Origin of the sequence: Streptomyces sp. NPDC015130 (assembly GCF_043080005.1) — a bacterium.
Taxonomy (GTDB): domain Bacteria; phylum Actinomycetota; class Actinomycetes; order Streptomycetales; family Streptomycetaceae; genus Streptomyces.
In genome coordinates this window covers 552,886-572,626 of the sequence record NZ_JBIBVC010000001.1, presented here as the reverse complement: position 1 = coordinate 572,626, position 19,741 = coordinate 552,886, and the positions used below count along the sequence as shown (strand labels likewise).

Below are 19,741 nucleotides of genomic sequence, written 5' to 3'. Positions count from 1 at the left end.
GCCCGGAAGCCCGCTGGACCTCAGCGGCGGCGACGGCCGTCGGTCTCGTCGTCGTGCGGGCCGAACAGCTCGTCCGCGAGGGTCGGCAGGTCGTCCAGCGGGGTCTCCTCGGCCCAGTCCGAACGGCGGCGCGGCTGCCCGTTCTCGTCGAGCTGGGGGAGCTCGCGGGTCCGGTCGTTCGCGCCCTCCGGCTGCGGCTGCTGCCGCTCGTCGCGGAAGATGCCCTGCGGCACCCGGTCGACCGGGTCGGACACCCGGGGGTCCTTCACGGCGGGCAGGACGGCGGTCTCGTCGGCGGCCCGCGGGTCGCGGATCTGCGGCAGGACGGCCGTCTCGGCCTCCGGCCGCACGATCGGCGTGGCCACGGTGACCTCTTCGGGCGACACGGTGGGCGCCTCGGACGCGGCGTCCGACCGCACGACCGGCGTGGGCACGGTGACCTCGTTCGCCGAGACCTCGGCGGCCCGGGCGGCCTCGTCCTTCTCGGCGGCTGCCCGAGCGGCGGCCGCCTTCGCCTCGGCGGCGGCACGCTCGGCGGCAGCCGTCTCGGCCGCGGCCTTCTCCGCGGCTGCGGCCTTCTCCGCAGCGGCCCGCTCGGCGGCGACCTTCTCCGCAGCGGCGCGCTCGGCGGCAGCCTTCTCCGCGGCTGCCTTCCTCTCGGCGGCGGCCTTCTGCTCGGCCGCGGCCCGCTGAGCGGCGGCCTTCTCCGCGGCGGCCCGCTCGGCGGCGGCCTTCTCCGCGGCTGCCTTGGCGGCGGCCTCGGCCGCGACCTTCTCGGCGGCGGCGCGCACCGCGGCCTCCTCCGCGGCCTTCGCGGCGGCGGCGGCCTCGGCCATCCGGCGGGCCTCCTCGGCCCGCAGCAGGGCCTCCTCGGCCTTGCGCTGCTTCTCCAGGCGCCGCTCCTCGGCCTCGGCCCGCAGCCGCGCCTCCTCCTCGGCCTCCTTGCGGATCCGCTCCTGCTCCTCCTGGCGGGCCTTCTCCTCGGCGGCGAGCCGCTTCCGCTCCTCCTCGGCGGCGAGCTCGGCGGCGATCCGGGCCTCCTCGGCCCGGCGGCGCTCCTCCTCGGCCTTCCGCTCGGCCTCCAGGCGGCGCGCCTCTTCCTCCTCGCGGCGCTTGCGCTCCTCCTCCTCGGCGCGGAGCTTGGCGAGCTGCTCCTGCCGCTCGCGCTCCAGGCGCTCCTCCTCGGCCTTGCGGGCGGCCTCTTCCTCCGCCAGGCGCCGCGCCTCCTCCTCGGCCTTCCGGCGGGCCTCCTCCGCGGCCTTCACCTCGGCCTCGGAGAGCGGCAGGACCCGGTCGAGCCGGTGGCGTACGACGGTGGTGACGGCCTCGGGCTCCTGCCCGGCGTCGACGACGAGGTAGCGGCTCGGGTCGGCGGCCGCGAGGGCGAGGAAACCGGCCCGCACGCGCGCGTGGAACTCGGGCGGCTCGGACTCCAGACGGTCGGGCGCCTCGGTGAAGCGCTCCCGGGCGGTCTCCGGGGAGACGTCGAGGACCACGGTGAGGTTCGGGACGAGCCCGTCCGTCGCCCAGCGCGAGATCCGGGCGATCTCCGTCGGGGACAGGTCGCGGCCCGCGCCCTGATAGGCCACGGACGAGTCGATGTACCGGTCGGAGAGGACGATCGCGCCCCGCTCCAGGGCGGGCCGGACCAGGGAGTCGACGTGCTCGGCGCGGTCGGCCGCGTACAGCAGGGCCTCGGCCCGGTTCGAGAGCCCCGCCGACGACACGTCGAGGAGGATCGAGCGGAGCCGCTTGCCGATCGGGGTGGCGCCGGGCTCGCGGGTGACGACGACCTCATGGCCCTTCGCCCGGATCCACTCGGCGAGCGCCTGGACCTGGGTGGACTTCCCGGCGCCGTCGCCGCCCTCCAGGGCGATGAAGAAGCCGGTCGCGGCGGGTGCCTGGGCCGGGTCGGAGCCGCGCAGCGCGTCGCGCAGGTCGCGGCGGAGCGGGACGCCGGCGCGGTCGTCGGTCTTCGCGAGGACGAGTGCGGCGACGGGCAGCAGCAGGGCGCCGACGAGGGCGAGCGTGAAGGCGGCGCCGCCGTGGTCGAAGACGAAGGTGCCGGAGTCGGAGGCGAGCCGGTGCGGTCCGATCGCGGCGGCGAGCAGCGGCGCGGCGAGCGCGCCGACGGCCATGCCGACGCGGGCGTTGGCCTGGAGGTACTCGGTGGTCCGGGCGCGGCGCGGCTCCTCGGTCTCCTGGTCGACGAGGGTGTGCCCGGTGTTGGCGGCGACCCCGGCCGCGTACCCGGCGAGGACGGCGAGGAACAGCACGGTCGCGGTGTCCGGGACCAGGCCCATGGCGATCAGTGCGACACCGGTGACGGCGGTCGCGAGGGCGAGCAGCCGACGCCGGGACAGGACGGGCAGGACCTTGCGCGCGGTGCGGATGCCGACGGCGGTGGCGCCGCTGAGCGCGAGGATCAGGAGGGCGTACGTGACGGGGCCGCCGCCGAGGTCGTACGCGTGGAGCACGGCGAGGGACGCGGCGGCGGCGATCGCCCCGGCGACGGTGGCGCAGGTCAGGACGAGCAGCGGCAGGGCGCCGGTGCGGCCCTTCTCGCCCGTGCGGCCCTTGCCCTCGGCGGCGCCGTCGGCGGCGGGCTTGGCGGCCGCCGGGCGGCGCAGGCCCTCCAGCGGCGAGCGGGGCCGCGGCGTGGCTCCGGCGGGCAGCGCCATGGCGTACAGGCCGGTGACGGAGGCGGCGAACAGGCCGGCCGCCACGTACGAGCCGAGGGCGGCCTGGTGCAGCGAGAACCAGTCGAGGCCGACGCCGAGCAGGTCGCCGAGGAGCGTGGCGACGAGCAGGACGGCGGCGGCAGCGGGCACGGCGAGGAAGCCGGTGCGCTGGGACAGCCGGCGGAGCGCCCCGTAGTGGTCGGGGAGGGGGCGTACGGCGTCGCCCTCCAGGGGCGGGGCGGGCAGCAGCGCGGGCGCGGCGCCCTCGCGGCAGACCGTCCAGAGCCGCTCGGCCGCACCGGTGACGAAGACGGTGCCGAGCAGGTACCAGAGCGCGTTCTCGGGGGTCCAGTCGATCCACAGGGGCGCGACGACGAGGAGCCCGATCCGCAGCCCGTCGGCGCCGATCATCGTCCAGCGGCGGTCGAGCGGACCGTCGGGCCCGGTCAGCGAGATGAGCGGGCCGAGGAGGACGGCCCCGAAGAGGAGCGAGGCGAGCAGGCGCGTACCGACGACGGCGGCCACGGCGAACGCGGCGCCCCGGTAGCCGCCCCCGAGCGCCCCCGCGGCGACGGCGGCCTGGAGGCCGAGCAGGACGAGGACGAGGAGGCCGAGGGCGTCACCGACGCCGCCGGCGACCTGGGCGCCCCACAGCCTGCGCAGGGGCTGATGGCGCAGGAGGGCCCGTACGGCACGCTCCTGGGAATCCGCGACGAGTGCGGCGTCGGAATCGCCGAGGCGGTCTGGCTGCTCTGCTCGCGTCATCCGTCCACCCTATCCGGACGCCCTTACTCCCGGCGGCCTCCGCCCGAACATCCGGACGAGCCTGTGACAGGACGGACACGCGAGGGGCGGAGGCCACCGGCCCCCGCCCCTCTCGCACGCCCTGCACGACCTCGGAACGGCTACTCCTGCTGTGCCGTCGCCGTCTTCTTGGCCGCGGTCGTCTTCTTCGCGGCGGTGGTCTTCGCCGCCGTGGTCTTCTTCGCGGCGGTCGTCTTGGCGGCGGTGGTCTTCTTCGCCGCCGTCTTCTTGGCCGTCGCCTTCTTCGCGGGGGCCTTCTTCGCCGGGGCCTTCTTGGCGGCCTTCTTCGCCGGTCCCTTGGCGCGCTTCTCCGCGAGCAGCTCGTAACCGCGCTCCGGAGTGATCTCCTCGACGCTGTCACCGGTCCGCAGGGTGGCGTTGGTCTCGCCGTCCGTCACGTACGGGCCGAAGCGCCCGTCCTTGACGACGACGGGCTTCTCGCTGACCGGGTCGGTGCCCAGCTCCTTCAGCGGCGGCTTGGCCGCCGCCCGGCCGCGCTGCTTCGGCTGCGCGTAGATCGCGAGCGCCTCTTCCAGCGTGATCGTGAAGAGCTGCTCCTCCTCGGTGAGCGACCGCGAGTCCGTGCCCTTCTTCAGGTACGGGCCGTAGCGGCCGTTCTGCGCGGTGATCTCGACGCCCTCGGCGTCCGCGCCGACGACCCGGGGCAGGGACATCAGCCGGAGCGCGTCCTCCAGGGTGACGGTGTCGAGCGCCATCGACTTGAAGAGGGAGGCCGTCCGCGGCTTCACCGCGTTCTTGCCGGTCTTCGGGGTGCCCTCGGGCAGGATCTCCGTGACGTACGGGCCGTAGCGGCCGGCCTTCGCGACGATCTGGTTGCCGCTGACGGGGTCGGCGCCCAGCTCGAAGTCGCCGCTCGGCTTGGCGAGCAGCTCCTCCGCGTGCTCGACGGTCAGCTCGTCGGGCGCGAGGTCGTCGGAGACGTCGGCCTTCTGGTAGCCCTCCTGGTCCTTCTCGCCGCGCTCGATGTACGCGCCGTAGCGGCCGACACGCAGCACGATGCCGTTGCCGACGGGGAAGGAGGAGATCTCGCGGGCGTCGATCGCGCCGAGGTCGGTGACGAGCTCCTTGAGGCCGCCGAGGTGGTCCCCGTCGCCGTTCCCCGCGTCCGCGGCACCGCCGCCGGACTCGCCCTCGCCGAAGTAGAAACGCTTCAGCCACGGCACGGACTGGGCCTCGCCCCGCGCGATGCGGTCGAGGTCGTCCTCCATGCGGGCGGTGAAGTCGTAGTCGACGAGCCGCCCGAAGTGCTTCTCCAGGAGGTTGACGACGGCGAAGCTCAGGAAGGACGGCACGAGGGCCGTGCCCTTCTTGAAGACGTACCCGCGGTCGAGGATCGTGCCGATGATCGACGCGTACGTCGACGGGCGGCCGATCTCGCGCTCTTCGAGCTCCTTGACCAGCGAGGCCTCGGTGTAGCGGGCCGGCGGCTTCGTCGCATGGCCGTCCGCCGTGATCTCCTCGGCGGTCAGCGCGTCGCCCTCGGCGACCTGCGGCAGGCGCCGCTCGCGGTCGTCGAGCTCCGCGTTCGGGTCGTCGGCGCCCTCGACGTAGGCCTTCATGAAGCCGTGGAAGGTGATCGTCTTGCCGGACGCGCTGAACTCGGCGTCACGGCCGTCGGACGCCCGGCCGCCGATCTTCACGGTGACCGAGTTGCCGGTGGCGTCCTTCATCTGGGAGGCGACGGTCCGCTTCCAGATCAGCTCGTAGAGCCGGAACTGGTCGCCGGTCAGACCGGTCTCCGCGGGGGTGCGGAAACGATCACCCGAAGGGCGAATCGCCTCGTGCGCCTCCTGCGCGTTCTTGACCTTGCCGGCGTAGACCCGCGGCTTCTCCGGCAGGTAGTCGGCGCCGTACAGCTGCGTGACCTGCGCCCGGGCCGCCGTCACGGCGGTGTCGGACAGGATCGTGGAGTCCGTACGCATGTAGGTGATGAAGCCGTTCTCGTACAGCTTCTGCGCCACCTGCATGGTCGCCTTCGCACCGAAGCCCAGCTTGCGGCTCGCCTCCTGCTGGAGGGTCGTGGTGCGGAAGGGGGCGTACGGCGAGCGGCGGTACGGCTTCGACTCGACCGACCGCACGGAGAACGCGGTGTCGGCGAGCGCGGCGGCGAGCGCCCGGGCGTTCGCCTCGTCCAGGTGAAGCACGCTGTCGGTCTTCAGGCGGCCGTCGGCGCCGAAGTCGCGACCCTGCGCGACGCGCTTGCCGTCGACCGTGTTCAGCCGGGCGACCAGCGAGGACGGGTCGGTGGGGGTCCCCCCGCCGAAGGCAGGGGGAGTGTCACCGGAGCGGCCGGTGCCGAAGGTGCCGGTGAGGTCCCAGTACTCGGCGGAGCGGAAGGCGATGCGCTCGCGCTCCCGCTCGACGACGAGCCGGGTGGCGACGGACTGCACACGGCCGGCGGACAGCCGCGGCATGACCTTCTTCCACAGGACCGGCGAGACCTCGTAGCCGTACAGCCGGTCGAGGATGCGGCGGGTCTCCTGGGCGTCGACCATGCGCTGGTTGAGCTCGCGCGGGTTGGCGACGGCCTCGCGGATCGCGTCCTTGGTGATCTCGTGGAAGACCATCCGGTGGACCGGGACCTTGGGCTTCAGGACTTCCTGGAGGTGCCACGCGATGGCCTCGCCCTCGCGGTCCTCATCGGTGGCGAGGAAGAGTTCGTCGGACTCGGCGAGCAGCTCCTTGAGCTTCCTGACCTGCGCCTTCTTGTCGGCGTTGACGACATAGATGGGCTGGAAGTCATGCTCGACGTCGACGCCGAGGCGGCGCACCTCGCCGGTGTACTTCTCCGGCACCTCGGCGGCGCCGGAGGGGAGGTCGCGGATGTGCCCGACGCTCGCCTCGACGACGTAGCCGGGGCCGAGGTAGCCCTTGATCGTCTTCGCCTTGGCAGGCGACTCGACGATGACGAGTCGGCGGCCGCCGTGTGCGGTCTCGCTGGTCGGGGACAACTTCGCTCTTCTCTCCGGATCGACACTCTCTGGCACGTACGGCACTGGCACGCACGGCAGCGGCACGGACGGTGACGCTCCCGTCGCTGCGGAGTGTGACGGTACAACCCGCCCCCGTGTCAAACGGCGAAAGCCCGCAACGGCCACTCGAACGGTAACCCGAGTCCTGGCATTCCTGCCGCCCGGACTCCCGGTCGGGCGGGGCGGGCGGCGGAGCGGGCGGCGCGCCGGAGCGCCGGAGCGAGTTCCGGAGAAGGCCCCGGGAAGAGCCCCGGAGAGGGTCCGGCCGCGAGGGTCAGAGCCTGCTGAAGCACCAGACGCCGAGGAGGACGGAGGCGGCGCCGAAGAGGCTCGTGGCCGCCAGGGCCGTCCGCGGCCCGACCCCGTACGCCACGGGCTCGCGGTGCAGCGTCCGCACGGTGGTCCACAGCAGCAGCGCGCCTCCGAACAGCGTGAACGCCGCCCCCGCGAAGATCGCCGGCCCGCTCTCCATGCCCGTACCCCGTTCCGTCCACGTGCGGTGATCGTTCTCCCGCAGCCGAGGCTGGCACCTCCGGGCGTCGGGGGCGCGAATTCCGGGTGAACGACGCGGACCGTCCCGTTCGGTTTCACGAAGATGGCCGGTAGTGACCCACCCCCTTCCGCCTCTCCTGTCACATCGTGTCGAGCGTGGCCCGGCGTCGGCTGCCGCGCTCGAAGACGGCGAGCAGGACGACGGCGAGCAGCGCCCAGCCGGCCCCGACCGCGAGCTCGGTCCCGAGCAGGGCCCCGTCCAGGCCGCCGCCCGCGGTCAGTCTCCGCGCCGCGTCGGCCGCGTGCGTGAGCGGCAGCAGCTCGCCGAGGAACCGCATCCACTCCGGCAGCGAATCCCGGGGCACGGCGGCGCCCGTCAGGAGGAGCAGCCCCGAACTCGCCACGGTGGACACCAGGAACACGTCCCGGAAGCGGAGCCCGAGCGCCCCCAGCGCGAGCCCGAAGGCCGAGCAGGCGGCGGCCGCGGCGAGCAGCACCGCTCCGAGCCCGGGCAGTGCCCCGGCGGGCACGGGCAGTCCGAGCACGAGCGCGGCGGCTGTGAGCACGAAGGCGCTGACGAACAGCCCGTTGAGCACGTACGGAAGGGCGCGGCCGATCCAGAGCGGGACACGGTGCCGGGGCGAGAGCAGGACGGCGCCGAGCGTGCCGTACCGGCGCTCGTTGGCGACGGCCATCGTGCCGCCGTACACGCAGGAGGCGGAAGCTGCGAGGACGGCGTTCCCCACGAGATGGAAACGGTCGTCGGCGACGCCGAGTTCCCGTCCGAGGAAGACGAAGAAGAAGACCTGGAGCAGCGGTCCCACCAGCAGGGTTCCGATGAACATCGGCGGGGTCGTCCAGTTGAGGAGCGCCCGGTAGGAGATCGCGCCGCCGACGACGACGAGCCGGGCGGCAGCGGGGAAGCGGAACATCTCTGTCTGGCCTTTCAGGCGAGGGCGAGGGTGGCGGCGGCGCGCGCCCGGCGCTCCACCCGCCCGAGGACGAGGACGGCGGCCAGGGCGTAGCCGGCCCCGAGCGCGGCGGCGGCGAGCAGCGGGGTGATCACGTCCCCGCCGGAGGTCGCCGCGTGGACGGCCCGCGCGCCCCAGGTGGTCGGCAGCGCCCAGGACAGCGGCTGCGTCCAGGCGGGCAGCACGGTGACGGGCACGAGGAGCCCGGACAGCAGCCAGACGGGCGTGTCCAGCGGGTTGGCCAGGGCGTTGGCGTTCCGCAGCAGGACGAAGGTGGCGGCGAGGAGCAGCCCCGTCATGCCGAGGGCGAGGACGCAGACGGGCACGGCGAGCAGGAAGAGCAGCGGGTGCGCGAAGTCGAGCGGGACGTCGAAGAGGACCACGCCGCACAGGACGGTCGCGCCCATCGCGTACGTGCCGATGACGGCGGTCGCGAGGGTGATCGGGAGCAGCACGAGCGCGAGCGGCGCCGGGGCCACGACCAGGGTCTCCAGGGTGCCGAGCCAGCGCTGGTTCTGCACGGCGCCGCCCGAGCCGAAGAGGACCGAGCCCCGGATGCCCATCAGCCCGGCGCCGACGGAGGCGGCGAGCAGCCGGTCGGGGTCGCCCGCGGCGCGGAAGAGGTAGACGGCGAGGGTCGCGTAGACGAGTGGGACGAGGACGGCGAAGGTGATCTCGATCGGGGAGCGCGACATGTACGAGACATGGGTGCGCACGCCGACGAGGACGAGCCGCAGGACGCGCCTCGTACGGCCGCCTCCTCGACACAGGCACCGGCACCGGTCCCTGAGGCGGCACCGGCACCGGAGGCGGTCGCCGCCGCCTCCTCCACGATCGTGATGTAGGCGTCCTCCAGGGACGGTTCACGGCTCGTGACCCGGCCGATCCGTACGCCGTCCAGCGCGCTCAGCACCGGCCCGTGCAGCTCGGCGGAGCTCCGCCCGGTCCGGACGGCGACGACCTGGAGCGCTCCCCGGTCCTCGACCGAGGCGCCCCGGACACCGGGGAGGCGCCGCACCCGGTCGAGCCGCTCCTCGTCGACCCCGTAGGCCTCGATCTCCAGCACGTCCCGGCCGCGCACACGGGACTTGAGGCTCCCGGGCGTGCCGAGGGCACAGATCCGGCCACCGGCGATCACGGCGATCCGGCCACAGAGCTCGTCGGCCTCGGCCCCATGTAGTGGGTGGTCAGCAGGACGGTGGTGCCGGCGGCCGACAGGTCCGCGACCGTGCGGCGCAGGTCGCGGGCGGCGACGGGGTCGACGCCGATGGACGGCTCGTCGAGGAAGAGCACGTCGGGCCGGTGGAGGAGGCCGCGGGCGATGTGGAGGCGCTGCCGCATGCCGCGCGAGTACCCCTCGACGCTCTCCCTCTCCCGGCCCAGGAGCCCGACCAGGTCGAGGAGTTCGGCGATGCGCCGCTTCTGTTCGCGGGCCTCGGCGCCGTACAGCTCGGCGAAGTAGCGGAGGTTGTCGAGGGCGGAGAGCCGGTCGTACAGGCCGCGGTCGCCGCCGAAGACGTACCCGATCCTGCGGCGCACGGCGACGGGGTCGCGGGCCACGTCGTGTCCGAACACCCGGGCCGTGCCGGAGGTCGGCAGAAGCAGAGTGTTCAGCATTTTGACGGTGGTGGTCTTCCCGGCGCCGTTGGGGCCGAGCAGGCCGAACAGCTCCCCCGGCGCCACCTCGAAGGTGACGCCGCGCACGGCCTCGGTCTCGGTCCGGCGGGGCTTCGGCCACCCGGTCCTGCTGGTGTAGGTGCGGCGCAGCGCGTCCGCCTCGATTGCGAGCATGCGGCGGACGCGAGAAGCCCGGAGGGGCCGGGCCATCGATTCGGGAGGCCCCGAATCGTCGGGCCACGGCCTCAGGCCACGGCCTTGAGGAGGCCCTCACCCGCGAGCAGCGCGAACAGCGAACGGCCGGTGTCCGTCAGCTGGTAGTACACCGAGCGGCCGACGCGGTGGCGGGTGACCACCCCGGCCCCGGAGAGCACCGACAGGTGCTCGGAGACCGTGCTGGGCGCGAGGCCGAGCTGGTCGGAGAGCCCGGCCGTGGTCAGCGGCCCGCCCAGCTCGCGCAGGACCGCCGCGCGGCCCCGGCCGAGCATCAGGCCGAGCCGGTCCTCGGCGACGGGCTCGGACGGTTCGCGCAGCGCGGCGGCGCCCCTGGCCTGGAAGCTGAGCGCGAAGACCTCGGGGTCGTCCGTCGAGTAGAGCCGGCAGCCCTCGGCGAAGACCAGCGGCACGAGCACGAGCCGCCGCTCCTCCGGCGCGTACTCGGCGTCGATGTGCTTGGTCAGTTCGAGTACGGGCGGCTGCCACCGCCCCCGGCTCTCCAGTCCGGCGAACAGCGCGTCGACGCCCTCGGTCGCGAACGTCCTGGCCCGGACGAGCACTTCGTCCTCGACGAGCCGGCGCATCGTCGGCCAGTACGGCTCGACGGCGCCCTCCCAGTAGGCCGCGTACGCGTCGGCGAGCGCCGCGCAGGCCGCCTCGGGGTCCTTCAGGTACGGCTGCACGAAGGGCGCGTCGGCCATGCCCGGGTAGCAGGCGGCCACCTGGGCGCGGACGAACTCCGGGTCGGTGTCCCGCAGCGCCGCCAGCTCCTCGTGGACGTGGACCGTGCCGAACGGGCGGGGCAGCAGGAAGTCGGAGACGTCGTACCGCCCCTCGGCGAAGAGGTCCCACAGCGGCCGCAGCCTGTCGTCCTCGCGCCACACCTCGCGCGCCCGCCCGACCCACTCCTGGTACGGCCAGGAGGGACGGCGCCACGGCAGCGCGTGGGGGTACCCCCGGACGGAGTCTGGGGGAGTGCATCGAGCAGAACGCGTCCCGCAGCGGGCTGATCGCGATCCGCGTCGCCCCGAGCGAGGCCTCGTCCAGCTCGATCCGTATCAAGCGCCGCTCCCCCCGCCGACGGCCTCGCCGTCCTCGCCGACGGGCAGCAGGAAGCCCTCCTCGACGAGCAGCCGGATCGCCTGCGGGGTGCGGTCCCGCAGTACCACCGGGTCCTCGCCCATGAGCTGTCCGATCGCGTCGAGGATGCGGCCGGCGCTGAGGGTGCCGTCGCACACTCCGGCGAAGCCGGCGCCGACGTGGTCGACCTTGGTGGCGCGGCGCATGCCGCGGTTCTGCCGGAGCACGACGTGCTCGGGGTCCTCGGCGCCGGGCAGCCCGACCTGCTCCTGCACGACCTCGGGCGCGAGCGTGAAGCGGTCGGCGAGCAGCGCGGCGTCGTCGTGGCTCCGCAGGTAGTCCTGGCGCTCGAAGTGGGCGCGGACGGTGTCGCCGAGGGGCTGCTCGACGGGGTGCGGCCACTCCTCGACGAGGATCGAGGGCTCGGCCCGGCCCGCCTCCACCTCCGCGTTCCGCCGGACGGTGATCCAGCCGAAGCCGATCGCCTTGGTCTTGCGGGCCTCGAACTCGTCGAGCCAGCGCCCGTACGCCAGCCGGTACTCCTCCGGGTCGCCGCGGTGGTCCCCGCTGTCCCGCAGCCAGAGCTCCGTGTACTGCGTGACGTCCTGCACCTCGCGCTGCACGATCCAGGCGTCGCAGCCGCGCGGCACCCAGGACCGCAGCCGGTCCTGCCACTCCTCGCCCTCCACGTGCTGCCAGTTGGCGAGGAACTGGGCGTATCCGCCGTCGTTGAGCCGCTCGCCCGCCTGCTGCACGAGCGTGCGGCACAGGTCGTCGCCGCCCATCCCGCCGTCCCGGTAGGTGAGCATGGCGCCGGGTGAGATCACGAACGGCGGGTTGGAGACGATCAGGTCGTACGTGTCGCCGTCGACCGGCTCGAAGAGGGACCCTTCGAGCAGCTCGGCCTCCCGGGCCCCGGAGAGGGCGAGGGTGAGCCTGGTGAAGTCCAGGGCGCGCGCGTTGAGGTCGGTGGCGGTGACCAGGGTGGCGTGCTGGGCGGCGTGCAGCGCCTGGATGCCGGAGCCGGTGCCGAGGTCGAGCGCGGAGGACACCGGCGTGCGGACGGTGATCCCGGCGAGCGTGGTGGAGGCGCCGCCGACGCCGAGGACGACTCCCTCGGCCTTCTTCCCGATGCCCCCGGCACCGCCGACGGCGCAGCCGAGGTCGGAGACGATGAACCAGTTCCCGCCGTCCTTGGCGTCGTCCGGGCCGCCGTACGGGCGGATGTCGACCGTCGCGAGCACGGAGTCGTCCTCGCGGACCACCCAGCCGTCGGCGAGGGCCTCGGCCAGCGGCAGCGCCGCGGCGGCCTTGTCGTGGTCGACGGCCCGCTGGAGCAGGAAGAGCCGGACGAGGGTCTCCAGCGGCGAGTCACCGCGGGTGGCGCGCAGGGCGGGCACGGTCTCGCTGCGGGCGAGCGCCGCGTAGGCGGGGGCGCCGAGCAGGTCGAGCAGGCCGTCGGCGGTGTAGTCGGCGGCGAGCAGTGCCTCGCGCAGACGGTCGGCGTGCGCGGGCACCGGGAGGCGGGGAGGCAGGCTGGTCGTACTCACGGATCCCATTGTGACGGCCGCCACCGACATCCGGGCGCCCGACCCGGCCACGGCCCGGCGTCAGCCGGCCGCCGAACCGGCCGCGGAGGGGCGCTTCGGGCACGGCGCCGCCCCGGTGTCAGCCGGCCGCAGAGGGGCGACGGACCCGACACGGCCCGGTGTCAGCCGGCCGCAGAGGGGCGACGGACCCGACACGGCCCGGTGTCAGCCGGCCGCAGAGGGTGGCACGGCGGGGGCCCGGCGGCAGGCGGCCGGTCGCCGCTGCCGCCGCCGGGGGGCCGGGCCCGCTCCGGGGCTACTCCGAGGACTTCTTGGTGGGCGTGGCCGAGGCGGAGGACTTGGCCGAGGCGGTCGCGCCCGCCTTCGGCGAGGCCGTGCCCGATCCGGAGGTCTTCGGCGGGACCGAGGCCGTGGGCTTCTGGCAGCCGGGCTGCTTGGCCATCGCCTGGCCCAGCTCGCCCTCCTCCAGCTTGGCGAGCGCCGCCTGGTCCATCTTCTCGATCTTGGTCAGCCCGTCGGCGACGTCCTGGAGGCCGTCCGCGAACTTCTGCTGGTTCGCCGGGTCGAGCGCGTCGACTTCCTTCTTGAGCCCCTCGTAGGCCACGGCGGTGGCGTTGAGCTCCTTGATCGCGTCCTGCTGGACCTTCTCGCCGTTCTCGACGGGCGGCGCCCCGGCGGCCTCGACGGCCTTCGCGAGCGCGCGGTCCGCGTCGGCGATGTCCTGGAACGCCTTGGAGTCGGCGGCCTGGATCTCGGCCGGCTGGCTGTCGGCGGCCGTCGAGATGATGATCTGGTGGGCGTCGGCCCGCTTCTGGATCTGCGGCTTGGCCTGGTCGCAGAACGTCTTCGCCCAGTCCTCCACCTTGTTGCCCTCGTCGTCGCTGCAACCGGACAGCACGAGCACCAGTACCGCACCGCCGGACAGTGCGGCCGCAAGCTTCTTGTTCACCGGATCGGTCCCTTCCAAGGCTCTCGGCCCCGGAACATACACGCCGAACGGGCTACTTCCACCTTTCGTGGGAGGGATTCATCCCACATTGCAGTCTTTTGAACCAAGCGAGATGGCCCCTCGGACCCGCCCCGCGCCCGGGGAATGAGACGGACGCCACGTCAGGAGACCGCCACCGAGCGCCGCTTGGAGACCCGGACCGCGACGACCACCACGAGCACCGCGAGTCCCGCGACCACCGCCCTCATCCAGTCGCTGGCGTCCTCCCCGTAACCGAACTTCACGACGGCGGGGGCGATCAGCAGCGCGACGAGGTTCATCACCTTCAGGAGCGGGTTGATCGCGGGCCCCGCCGTGTCCTTGAACGGGTCGCCGACCGTGTCCCCGATGACGGTCGCGGCATGCGCCTCGCTGCCCTTGCCGCCGTGGTTCCCGTCCTCGACCAGCTTCTTCGCGTTGTCCCACGCGCCACCGGAGTTGGCGAGGAAGACCGCCATCAGCGCGCCCGTGCCGATCGCTCCGGCGAGGTACGCGCCGAGCGGTCCGACGCCGAGCGCGAAGCCGACCGCGATCGGGGCCGTCACGGCGAGCAGCCCGGGCGTGGCGAGTTCGCGCAGCGCGTCCTTCGTGCAGATGTCGACGACCCGCCCGTACTCGGGCTTCTCGGCGTACGTCATGATCCCCGGGTGCTCGCGGAACTGCCGCCGCACCTCGTGGACCACCGAACCGGCCGACCGGGACACCGCGTTGATCGCGAGCCCCGAGAAGAGGAACACGACCGCCGCGCCGAGGATCAGCCCGAAGAGGTTGTTGGGCTGCGAGATGTCCATCGAGAGCGTCAGGAGGTCGGCGGCCCCGCCGATCGCCCTCGCCCCGCCGGCCTCGGCGACCGCCGCCCCGATGGCGTCCCGGTACGAGCCGAAGAGCGCGGCGGCCGCCAGGACGGCGGTCGCGATGGCGATGCCCTTGGTGATGGCCTTCGTCGTGTTGCCGACGGCGTCGAGGTCGGTGAGGACCTGCGCGCCAGCGCCCCGGACGTCCCCGGACATCTCCGCGATGCCCTGCGCGTTGTCGGAGACCGGGCCGAAGGTGTCCATCGCGACGATCACCCCGACGGTGGTGAGCAGGCCCGTCCCGGCGAGGGCGACCGCGAACAGCGCCAGCATGACCGAGGCGCCGCCGAGCAGGAACGCCCCGTACACGGCCAGTCCGATCAGCAGCGCCGCGTAGACGGCGGACTCCAGGCCGAGGGCGACGCCCGCGAGGACGACGGTGGCGGGTCCGGTGAGCGAGGACCTGCCGATGTCCCGCACGGGCCGCCTGCCGGTCTCGGTGAAGTAGCCGGTGAGCTGCTGGATGAGGGCGGCGAGGACGATGCCGACGGCCACCGCGACGAGGGCGAGGACCCGCGGGTCGCCGCTGTGGCCGGGGATGCCGGGCTCGGTGACGCCTTCGAGCTCGGCGTACGAGGACGGCAGGTAGGCGAAGGCGGCGACGGCGACCAGGACGAGCGAGACGCTCGCCGAGAGGAAGAAACCCCGGTTGATCGCGCTCATCCCGCTGCGGTCGGCGCGCCGCGGGGCGACCGCGAAGATGCCGATCACCGCCGTGACCACGCCGATGGCGGGCACCATCAGCGGGAACGCGAGGCCGTGGTCGCCGAAGGCGGCCATGCCGAGGATGAGGGCCGCGACCAGCGTCACCGCGTACGACTCGAAGAGGTCGGCGGCCATGCCCGCGCAGTCGCCGACGTTGTCGCCCACGTTGTCGGCGATGGTGGCGGCGTTGCGCGCGTCGTCCTCGGGGATGCCCTGCTCGACCTTGCCGACCAGGTCGGCGCCGACGTCGGCGGCCTTGGTGAAGATGCCGCCGCCCACCCTCATGAACATCGCGATGAGCGCGGCGCCGAGGCCGAATCCCTCCAGCACCTTCGGCGCGTCGGCGGCGTAGACGAGGACGACGCAGGAGGCCCCGAGCAGTCCGAGGCCGACGGTGAACATGCCGACGACCCCGCCCGTGCGGAAGGCGATCCGCATGGCCCGGTGCGCGACCTCGGTGAGGTCCTTCTCGGGCTCGCCCGGCCCCGGGGTGGCCTCCCGGGCCGCGGCCGCGACCCGCACGTTGGCCCGGACGGCGAGGCGCATGCCGACGTACCCGGTGGACGCCGAGAACAACGCCCCGACCAGGAAGAACAGGGACCGCCCGGCGCGCTGCGCCCAGTCGTCGGCGGGCAGCAGCATCAGCAGGAAGAACACGGCGACCGCGAAGACGGCGAGGGTGCGCAGCTGCCGCGCGAGATAGGCGTTGGCGCCCTCCTGCACGGCGGCGGCGATCTCCTTCATCCTCTCGGTGCCCTCGCCTGCCGCGAGCACCTGGCGGACGAGGAGCTGGGCGACGACCAGCGCGGCGAGCGCGACGGCCGCGACGACGACCACGATCGTCCGGTTCCCGCTCGTGAGCACCGCCGCGGCGAGCGAAGTGGGGTCCATGAGGACGGATCATAGGGATATAAACCGACACAAACGGGGACCTCGCGGAGCCACCGCGCGGATGCACCAATCCGACCGGGCGGGCGCGTCGAGTGCGCGCTGCGAGCGGGCCCGTCGGGCGAGCTCGTCGAGCCGGACGGGGGCGGGGACGGAAAAGAGGCCCTGCCGCTGGGCAGGGCCTCTTCCCTTCGCTCTTACCGCTCGGACGGTGTCAGGACAGGATGTCCGCCGGGCTGGTCGGCCAGCTCATGCGGATGGTCCCGCCGTCCTCGCCGGCGCTCACGGCGACGTCGTCGACGAGCCCGCGGATCACCGCGAGACCCATCTCGTCCTCGCCGTCGGCGTCGTCGAAGTCGTCGGTCGGGGCCGAGGACCGCGCACCGGGCACACCGACGGCATCCGCCGCCGCCACGCCCGCGCCCGGCACCTCGTCGCCGACCTCGATGGAGAAGGTCTTCTCCTCCTCGGTCAGCACGACCCTGATGGGGGTCGTGACGCCGTTGCTGCGATGCAGCCCGACCGCACGGGAACAGGCCTCACCGACGGCGAGACGCACCTCGTCGAGGACCGCCTCGTCCACTCCGGCCCTGCGGGCGACCGCGGCCGCCACCAGGCGGGCCGTACGGACGTGCTCGGGCTGAGCGCTGAATCGGAGTTCAACGGTGGCCATGCGATCTCCCTCGGTCAGTCGACCGCGTTGACGGCCTCGTCGACCGACTGGTGGATCGGGAACACCTTGGTGAGCCCCGTGATCCGGAAGATCTTCAGAATGCGCTCCTGGTTGCAGACCAGACGCAGCGAGCCCTCGTGCGCGCGGACGCGCTTCAGACCGCCGACAAGCACACCCAGGCCGGTGGAGTCGAGGAAGTCCACGCCCTCCATGTCGACGACCAGGTGGTAGCTGCCGTCGTTCACCAACTCGACCAACTGCTCGCGCAGCTTGGGCGCGGTATACACATCAATCTCGCCACCGACCTCGACGACCGTACGGTCGCCACCAGCGCCGGACACATTGCGAGTCGACAGGGACAGGTCCACGGATCCTCCAGCACCTTGCTATCGGGCGATCGCCCCCTCGGGCCTCCCAGGCGGAGCCAGGGAACTGATCGCCAGCCGCAATGGCATTCAATCACTTACGAGCAGCCATGCACGACGCCTTGGAAGCATTGTCCGTCCTGGCAGTGACACACTCGGTGCCGATGGCCAAGAATCAGCGCCCCCGTCACCCGGCCGGGGACACGGGCAGTCGCCCCTCCCCCGGCAGTGTCCTCGGCCGGCTCTCCGCAGGCGAGAGTCGGGCCGCGCGCATCACTCATACGGAGCACATGCCCGCCCGGGAGGGCCGTCATGCCGTCTGGCCGCACCTGATCCGCCCCGAGGTGATCAACGCGATCCAGGCGGCCGGGATCGAGCACCCCTGGGCCCATCAGGCCGAGGCCGCCGAGGCCGCGCTGAACGGCGATTCCGTGGTGATCGCCACGGGAACCGCCTCGGGCAAGTCGCTCGCCTACCTCGCCCCGGTCCTGACGACCCTCCTGGACGGCGCCGAGGCCCCCAACGGGCGCGGGGCCACCGCGCTCTACCTCTCGCCCACCAAGGCCCTCGCCGCCGACCAGCGCCGCGCCGTACGGGAACTGGCCGGCCCGCTCGGCACCCGGATCCGCCCCGCCGTCTACGACGGCGACACGCCGGTCGAGGAGCGCGAGTGGGTCCGCCAGTACGCGAACTACGTGCTGACCAACCCCGACATGCTCCATCGGGGCATACTCCCCTCCCACCCCAGGTGGTCCTCCTTCCTGCGCGCCCTGCGCTACGTCGTGATCGACGAGTGCCACACCTACCGGGGCGTCTTCGGCTCCCACGTCGCCCAGGTGCTGCGCCGCCTGCGCCGGATCTGCGCCCGGTACGGCTCCGATCCCGTCTTCCTCCTCGCCTCGGCCACCTCCGCCGAGCCGGCCCTGGCCGCCGGCCGCCTCACCGGGCTGCCGGTCACCGAGATCTCCGACGACGCCTCCCCGCGCGGCGAACTGGTGTTCGCCCTGTGGGAGCCGCCGCTCACCGAGCTCCACGGCGAGCGCGGCGCGCCCGTCCGCCGCACCGCCACCGCCGAGACCGCCGACCTGCTGACCGACCTGACCCGGCAGGGCGTGCGCTCGGTCGCCTTCGTCCGCTCCCGGCGCGGCGCCGAACTGATCTCGGTGATCGCCCAGGAACGGCTCGCCGAGACCGACCGCGCCCTGGCCCGCCGGGTCGCCGCCTACCGGGGCGGCTACCTGCCCGAGGAGCGCCGCGCCCTGGAGCGGGCCCTGCACTCGGGCGAGCTCCTCGGCCTGGCCGCCACGACCGCCCTGGAGCTCGGTGTGGACGTCTCCGGCCTCGACGCCGTCGTGATCGCCGGCTACCCGGGCACCCGGGCCTCCCTGTGGCAGCAGGCGGGCCGCGCCGGCCGCTCGGGCGAGGGCGCCCTCGCGATCCTCGTCGCCCGGGACGACCCGCTGGACACCTTCCTCGTCCACCACCCCGAAGCGATCTTCGAACAGCCCGTCGAGTCCACGGTCCTCGACCCCGACAACCCCTACGTCCTCGCCCCCCACCTCTGCGCCGCCGCCGCGGAGCTCCCGCTGACGGACCCGGACCTGACGCTCTTCGGCCCCGCCGCGCCCGGCCTGATGCCCCAGCTGGAGGGCGCCGGACTGCTGCGCCGGCGCTCCACCGGCTGGTACTGGACCCGCCGTGAGCGGGCCGCCGACCTCACCGACATCCGGGGCGGCGGCGGCAGCCCCGTCCGGATCGTGGAGGCCGGCACCGGCCGCCTCCTCGGCACGGTCGACGAGGCCGCCTCCCACACCGCCGTCCACGAGGGCGCCGTCCACCTCCACCAGGGCCGCACCTACCTGGTGCGGGAGCTCGACCTGAAGGACTCCGTGGCACTCGTGGAGGAGGCCGTCCCGCCGTACTCCACCACCGCCCGCGACACCACCTCCGTCTCCGTCCTCGAAACCGACACCGAGATCCCCTGGGGAGCCGGCCGCCTCTGCTACGGCTCCGTCGAGGTCACCAACCAGGTCGTCTCCTTCCTGCGCCGCCGTCTGATCACCGGCGAGGTCCTCGGCGAGACCAAGCTCGACCTGCCGCCCCGCACCCTGCGCACCCGGGCCGTGTGGTGGACGGTCACCGAGGACCAGCTCGACGCAGCCCGGATCACCCCGGAGATCCTCGGCGGCGCCCTGCACGCCGCCGAGCACGCCTCCATCGGCATGCTGCCGCTCTTCGCCACCTGCGACCGCTGGGACATCGGCGGCGTCTCCGTGCCCCTCCATCCCGACACGCTGCTGCCGACCGTCTTCGTGTACGACGGCCACCCCGGCGGCGCGGGCTTCGCCGAGCGCGCCTTCCACACGGCCAGGGCCTGGCTGACCGCGACCCGCGAGGCCATCGCCTCCTGCGAGTGCGAGGCGGGCTGCCCCTCCTGCGTCCAGTCCCCGAAGTGCGGCACCGGCAACGATCCGCTGCACAAGCGCGGCGCGGTCCGCCTCCTCACGGAACTGTTGCGGGAGGCCCCGGAGCCGCCGCCCGTGGAGGCCCCGCCCGGGAGCTGACGTCCGGCCGGTACGGCCCGCTCACCACCCTGGCCGTCACATCGGCGAGTTCGCCGCGCACGACGCACCGCAGCAGCTCGGCGCCCTGAGCCGCGGCGACCCGGGACGCCGCGGCGCACGCCTCGGCCTCGCCCCACAGGGCCCGGTCGGCCGCCGCGAGCGCGGCCAGGTCGGCCGCGCCGCCGGCCCTGTGCCGCGCCGTCACCGCCTGCCCCAACGCGAGCACCGCCCCGAACACCACACACAGCGCACAGGCCGCGAACGCCGCCCACACGGTCGCCGCACCCCGATCACCCCGAA

The 19,741-nt window shown here is 73.7% G+C and carries 16 protein-coding genes; 3 read left to right on the top strand and 13 right to left on the bottom strand.

Going from position 1 to position 19,741, the window contains the following annotated elements:
- Positions 1 to 20: 20 nt before the first annotated feature.
- The 5 genes from tmk to ACF08F_RS02725 all read right to left on the bottom strand — a co-directional run bounded on the left by tmk (position 21) and on the right by ACF08F_RS02725 (position 8,636).
- Positions 21 to 3,446: a dTMP kinase gene (gene tmk, locus ACF08F_RS02745; RefSeq protein ID WP_392296678.1), complete on the bottom strand. Its 3,426-nt coding sequence runs from the start codon at positions 3,444 to 3,446 to the stop codon at positions 21 to 23.
- A gap of 140 nt (positions 3,447 to 3,586) precedes the next feature.
- Complete coding sequence (gene topA, locus ACF08F_RS02740) at positions 3,587 to 6,457, bottom strand: type I DNA topoisomerase (protein WP_392296677.1); 2,871 nt, start codon at positions 6,455 to 6,457, stop codon at positions 3,587 to 3,589.
- A gap of 295 nt (positions 6,458 to 6,752) precedes the next feature.
- Complete coding sequence (locus ACF08F_RS02735) at positions 6,753 to 6,950, bottom strand: hypothetical protein (RefSeq protein WP_392296676.1); 198 nt, start codon at positions 6,948 to 6,950, stop codon at positions 6,753 to 6,755.
- Between the two features lie 160 nt (positions 6,951 to 7,110).
- A complete protein-coding gene (locus ACF08F_RS02730; RefSeq protein ID WP_392296675.1) occupies positions 7,111 to 7,902 on the bottom strand; it encodes an ABC transporter permease in 792 nt (263 codons plus the stop codon).
- Between the two features lie 14 nt (positions 7,903 to 7,916).
- On the bottom strand, positions 7,917 to 8,636 hold the full coding sequence (locus tag ACF08F_RS02725; RefSeq protein ID WP_392296674.1) for an ABC transporter permease: 720 nt from the start codon (positions 8,634 to 8,636) through the stop codon (positions 7,917 to 7,919).
- A gap of 9 nt (positions 8,637 to 8,645) precedes the next feature.
- On the opposite strand from ACF08F_RS02725, the gene ACF08F_RS02720 reads away from it, so the two are divergent.
- Both ACF08F_RS02720 and ACF08F_RS02715 read left to right on the top strand, forming a co-directional pair.
- Positions 8,646 to 8,786 (top strand): hypothetical protein, encoded by a 141-nt coding sequence (locus tag ACF08F_RS02720; protein WP_392296673.1) that lies wholly within the window; start codon positions 8,646 to 8,648, stop codon positions 8,784 to 8,786.
- A gap of 74 nt (positions 8,787 to 8,860) precedes the next feature.
- On the top strand, positions 8,861 to 9,121 hold the full coding sequence (locus tag ACF08F_RS02715) for a hypothetical protein (RefSeq protein ID WP_392296672.1): 261 nt from the start codon (positions 8,861 to 8,863) through the stop codon (positions 9,119 to 9,121).
- Here the strand turns inward: ACF08F_RS02715 and ACF08F_RS02710 are convergent.
- The 7 genes from ACF08F_RS02710 to ACF08F_RS02680 form a co-directional block, all read right to left on the bottom strand.
- Complete coding sequence (locus ACF08F_RS02710; protein ID WP_392296671.1) at positions 9,076 to 9,732, bottom strand: ABC transporter ATP-binding protein; 657 nt, start codon at positions 9,730 to 9,732, stop codon at positions 9,076 to 9,078. The genes ACF08F_RS02715 and ACF08F_RS02710 overlap by 46 nt on opposite strands.
- 71 nt (positions 9,733 to 9,803) lie before the next feature.
- Positions 9,804 to 10,658 (bottom strand): ArsR/SmtB family transcription factor, encoded by an 855-nt coding sequence (locus ACF08F_RS02705; RefSeq protein WP_392296670.1) that lies wholly within the window; start codon positions 10,656 to 10,658, stop codon positions 9,804 to 9,806.
- Positions 10,659 to 10,832: 174 nt separating this feature from the next.
- Positions 10,833 to 12,413, bottom strand: coding sequence for a methyltransferase (locus tag ACF08F_RS02700; protein ID WP_392296669.1), 1,581 nt, complete (start codon positions 12,411 to 12,413; stop codon positions 10,833 to 10,835).
- A gap of 286 nt (positions 12,414 to 12,699) precedes the next feature.
- Positions 12,700 to 13,353: a small secreted protein gene (locus ACF08F_RS02695; protein WP_392296668.1), complete on the bottom strand. Its 654-nt coding sequence runs from the start codon at positions 13,351 to 13,353 to the stop codon at positions 12,700 to 12,702.
- A gap of 161 nt (positions 13,354 to 13,514) precedes the next feature.
- Complete coding sequence (locus ACF08F_RS02690; protein ID WP_392296667.1) at positions 13,515 to 15,842, bottom strand: sodium-translocating pyrophosphatase; 2,328 nt, start codon at positions 15,840 to 15,842, stop codon at positions 13,515 to 13,517.
- A gap of 211 nt (positions 15,843 to 16,053) precedes the next feature.
- Positions 16,054 to 16,512 (bottom strand): ATP-binding protein, encoded by a 459-nt coding sequence (locus ACF08F_RS02685; RefSeq protein ID WP_392296666.1) that lies wholly within the window; start codon positions 16,510 to 16,512, stop codon positions 16,054 to 16,056.
- Between the two features lie 14 nt (positions 16,513 to 16,526).
- On the bottom strand, positions 16,527 to 16,880 hold the full coding sequence (locus ACF08F_RS02680; RefSeq protein ID WP_055642712.1) for an STAS domain-containing protein: 354 nt from the start codon (positions 16,878 to 16,880) through the stop codon (positions 16,527 to 16,529).
- Between the two features lie 80 nt (positions 16,881 to 16,960).
- On the opposite strand from ACF08F_RS02680, the gene ACF08F_RS02675 reads away from it, so the two are divergent.
- A complete protein-coding gene (locus ACF08F_RS02675) occupies positions 16,961 to 19,441 on the top strand; it encodes a DEAD/DEAH box helicase (RefSeq protein WP_392296665.1) in 2,481 nt (826 codons plus the stop codon).
- Here ACF08F_RS02675 and ACF08F_RS02670 read toward each other — a convergent pair.
- Complete coding sequence (locus ACF08F_RS02670; RefSeq protein ID WP_392296664.1) at positions 19,380 to 19,715, bottom strand: Rv3654c family TadE-like protein; 336 nt, start codon at positions 19,713 to 19,715, stop codon at positions 19,380 to 19,382. The genes ACF08F_RS02675 and ACF08F_RS02670 overlap by 62 nt on opposite strands.
- Positions 19,716 to 19,741: the final 26 nt, after the last annotated feature.

Excerpts from the sequence above, each read along its gene's own strand:
- tmk (WP_392296678.1), bottom strand. The coding sequence starts at position 3,446 with ATGACGCGAGCAGAGCAGCCAGACCGCCTCGGCGATTCCGACGCCGCA.
- ACF08F_RS02735 (WP_392296676.1), bottom strand. The coding sequence starts at position 6,950 with ATGGAGAGCGGGCCGGCGATCTTCGCGGGGGCGGCGTTCACGCTGTTC.
- ACF08F_RS02730 (WP_392296675.1), bottom strand. The coding sequence starts at position 7,902 with ATGTTCCGCTTCCCCGCTGCCGCCCGGCTCGTCGTCGTCGGCGGCGCG.
- ACF08F_RS02725 (WP_392296674.1), bottom strand. The coding sequence starts at position 8,636 with ATGTCGCGCTCCCCGATCGAGATCACCTTCGCCGTCCTCGTCCCACTC.
- ACF08F_RS02720 (WP_392296673.1), top strand. The coding sequence starts at position 8,646 with ATGGGTGCGCACGCCGACGAGGACGAGCCGCAGGACGCGCCTCGTACG.
- ACF08F_RS02710 (WP_392296671.1), bottom strand. The coding sequence starts at position 9,732 with ATGCTCGCAATCGAGGCGGACGCGCTGCGCCGCACCTACACCAGCAGG.
- ACF08F_RS02700 (WP_392296669.1), bottom strand. The coding sequence starts at position 12,413 with ATGGGATCCGTGAGTACGACCAGCCTGCCTCCCCGCCTCCCGGTGCCC.
- ACF08F_RS02690 (WP_392296667.1), bottom strand. The coding sequence starts at position 15,842 with ATGGACCCCACTTCGCTCGCCGCGGCGGTGCTCACGAGCGGGAACCGG.
- ACF08F_RS02685 (WP_392296666.1), bottom strand. The coding sequence starts at position 16,512 with ATGGCCACCGTTGAACTCCGATTCAGCGCTCAGCCCGAGCACGTCCGT.
- ACF08F_RS02675 (WP_392296665.1), top strand. The coding sequence starts at position 16,961 with ATGGCATTCAATCACTTACGAGCAGCCATGCACGACGCCTTGGAAGCA.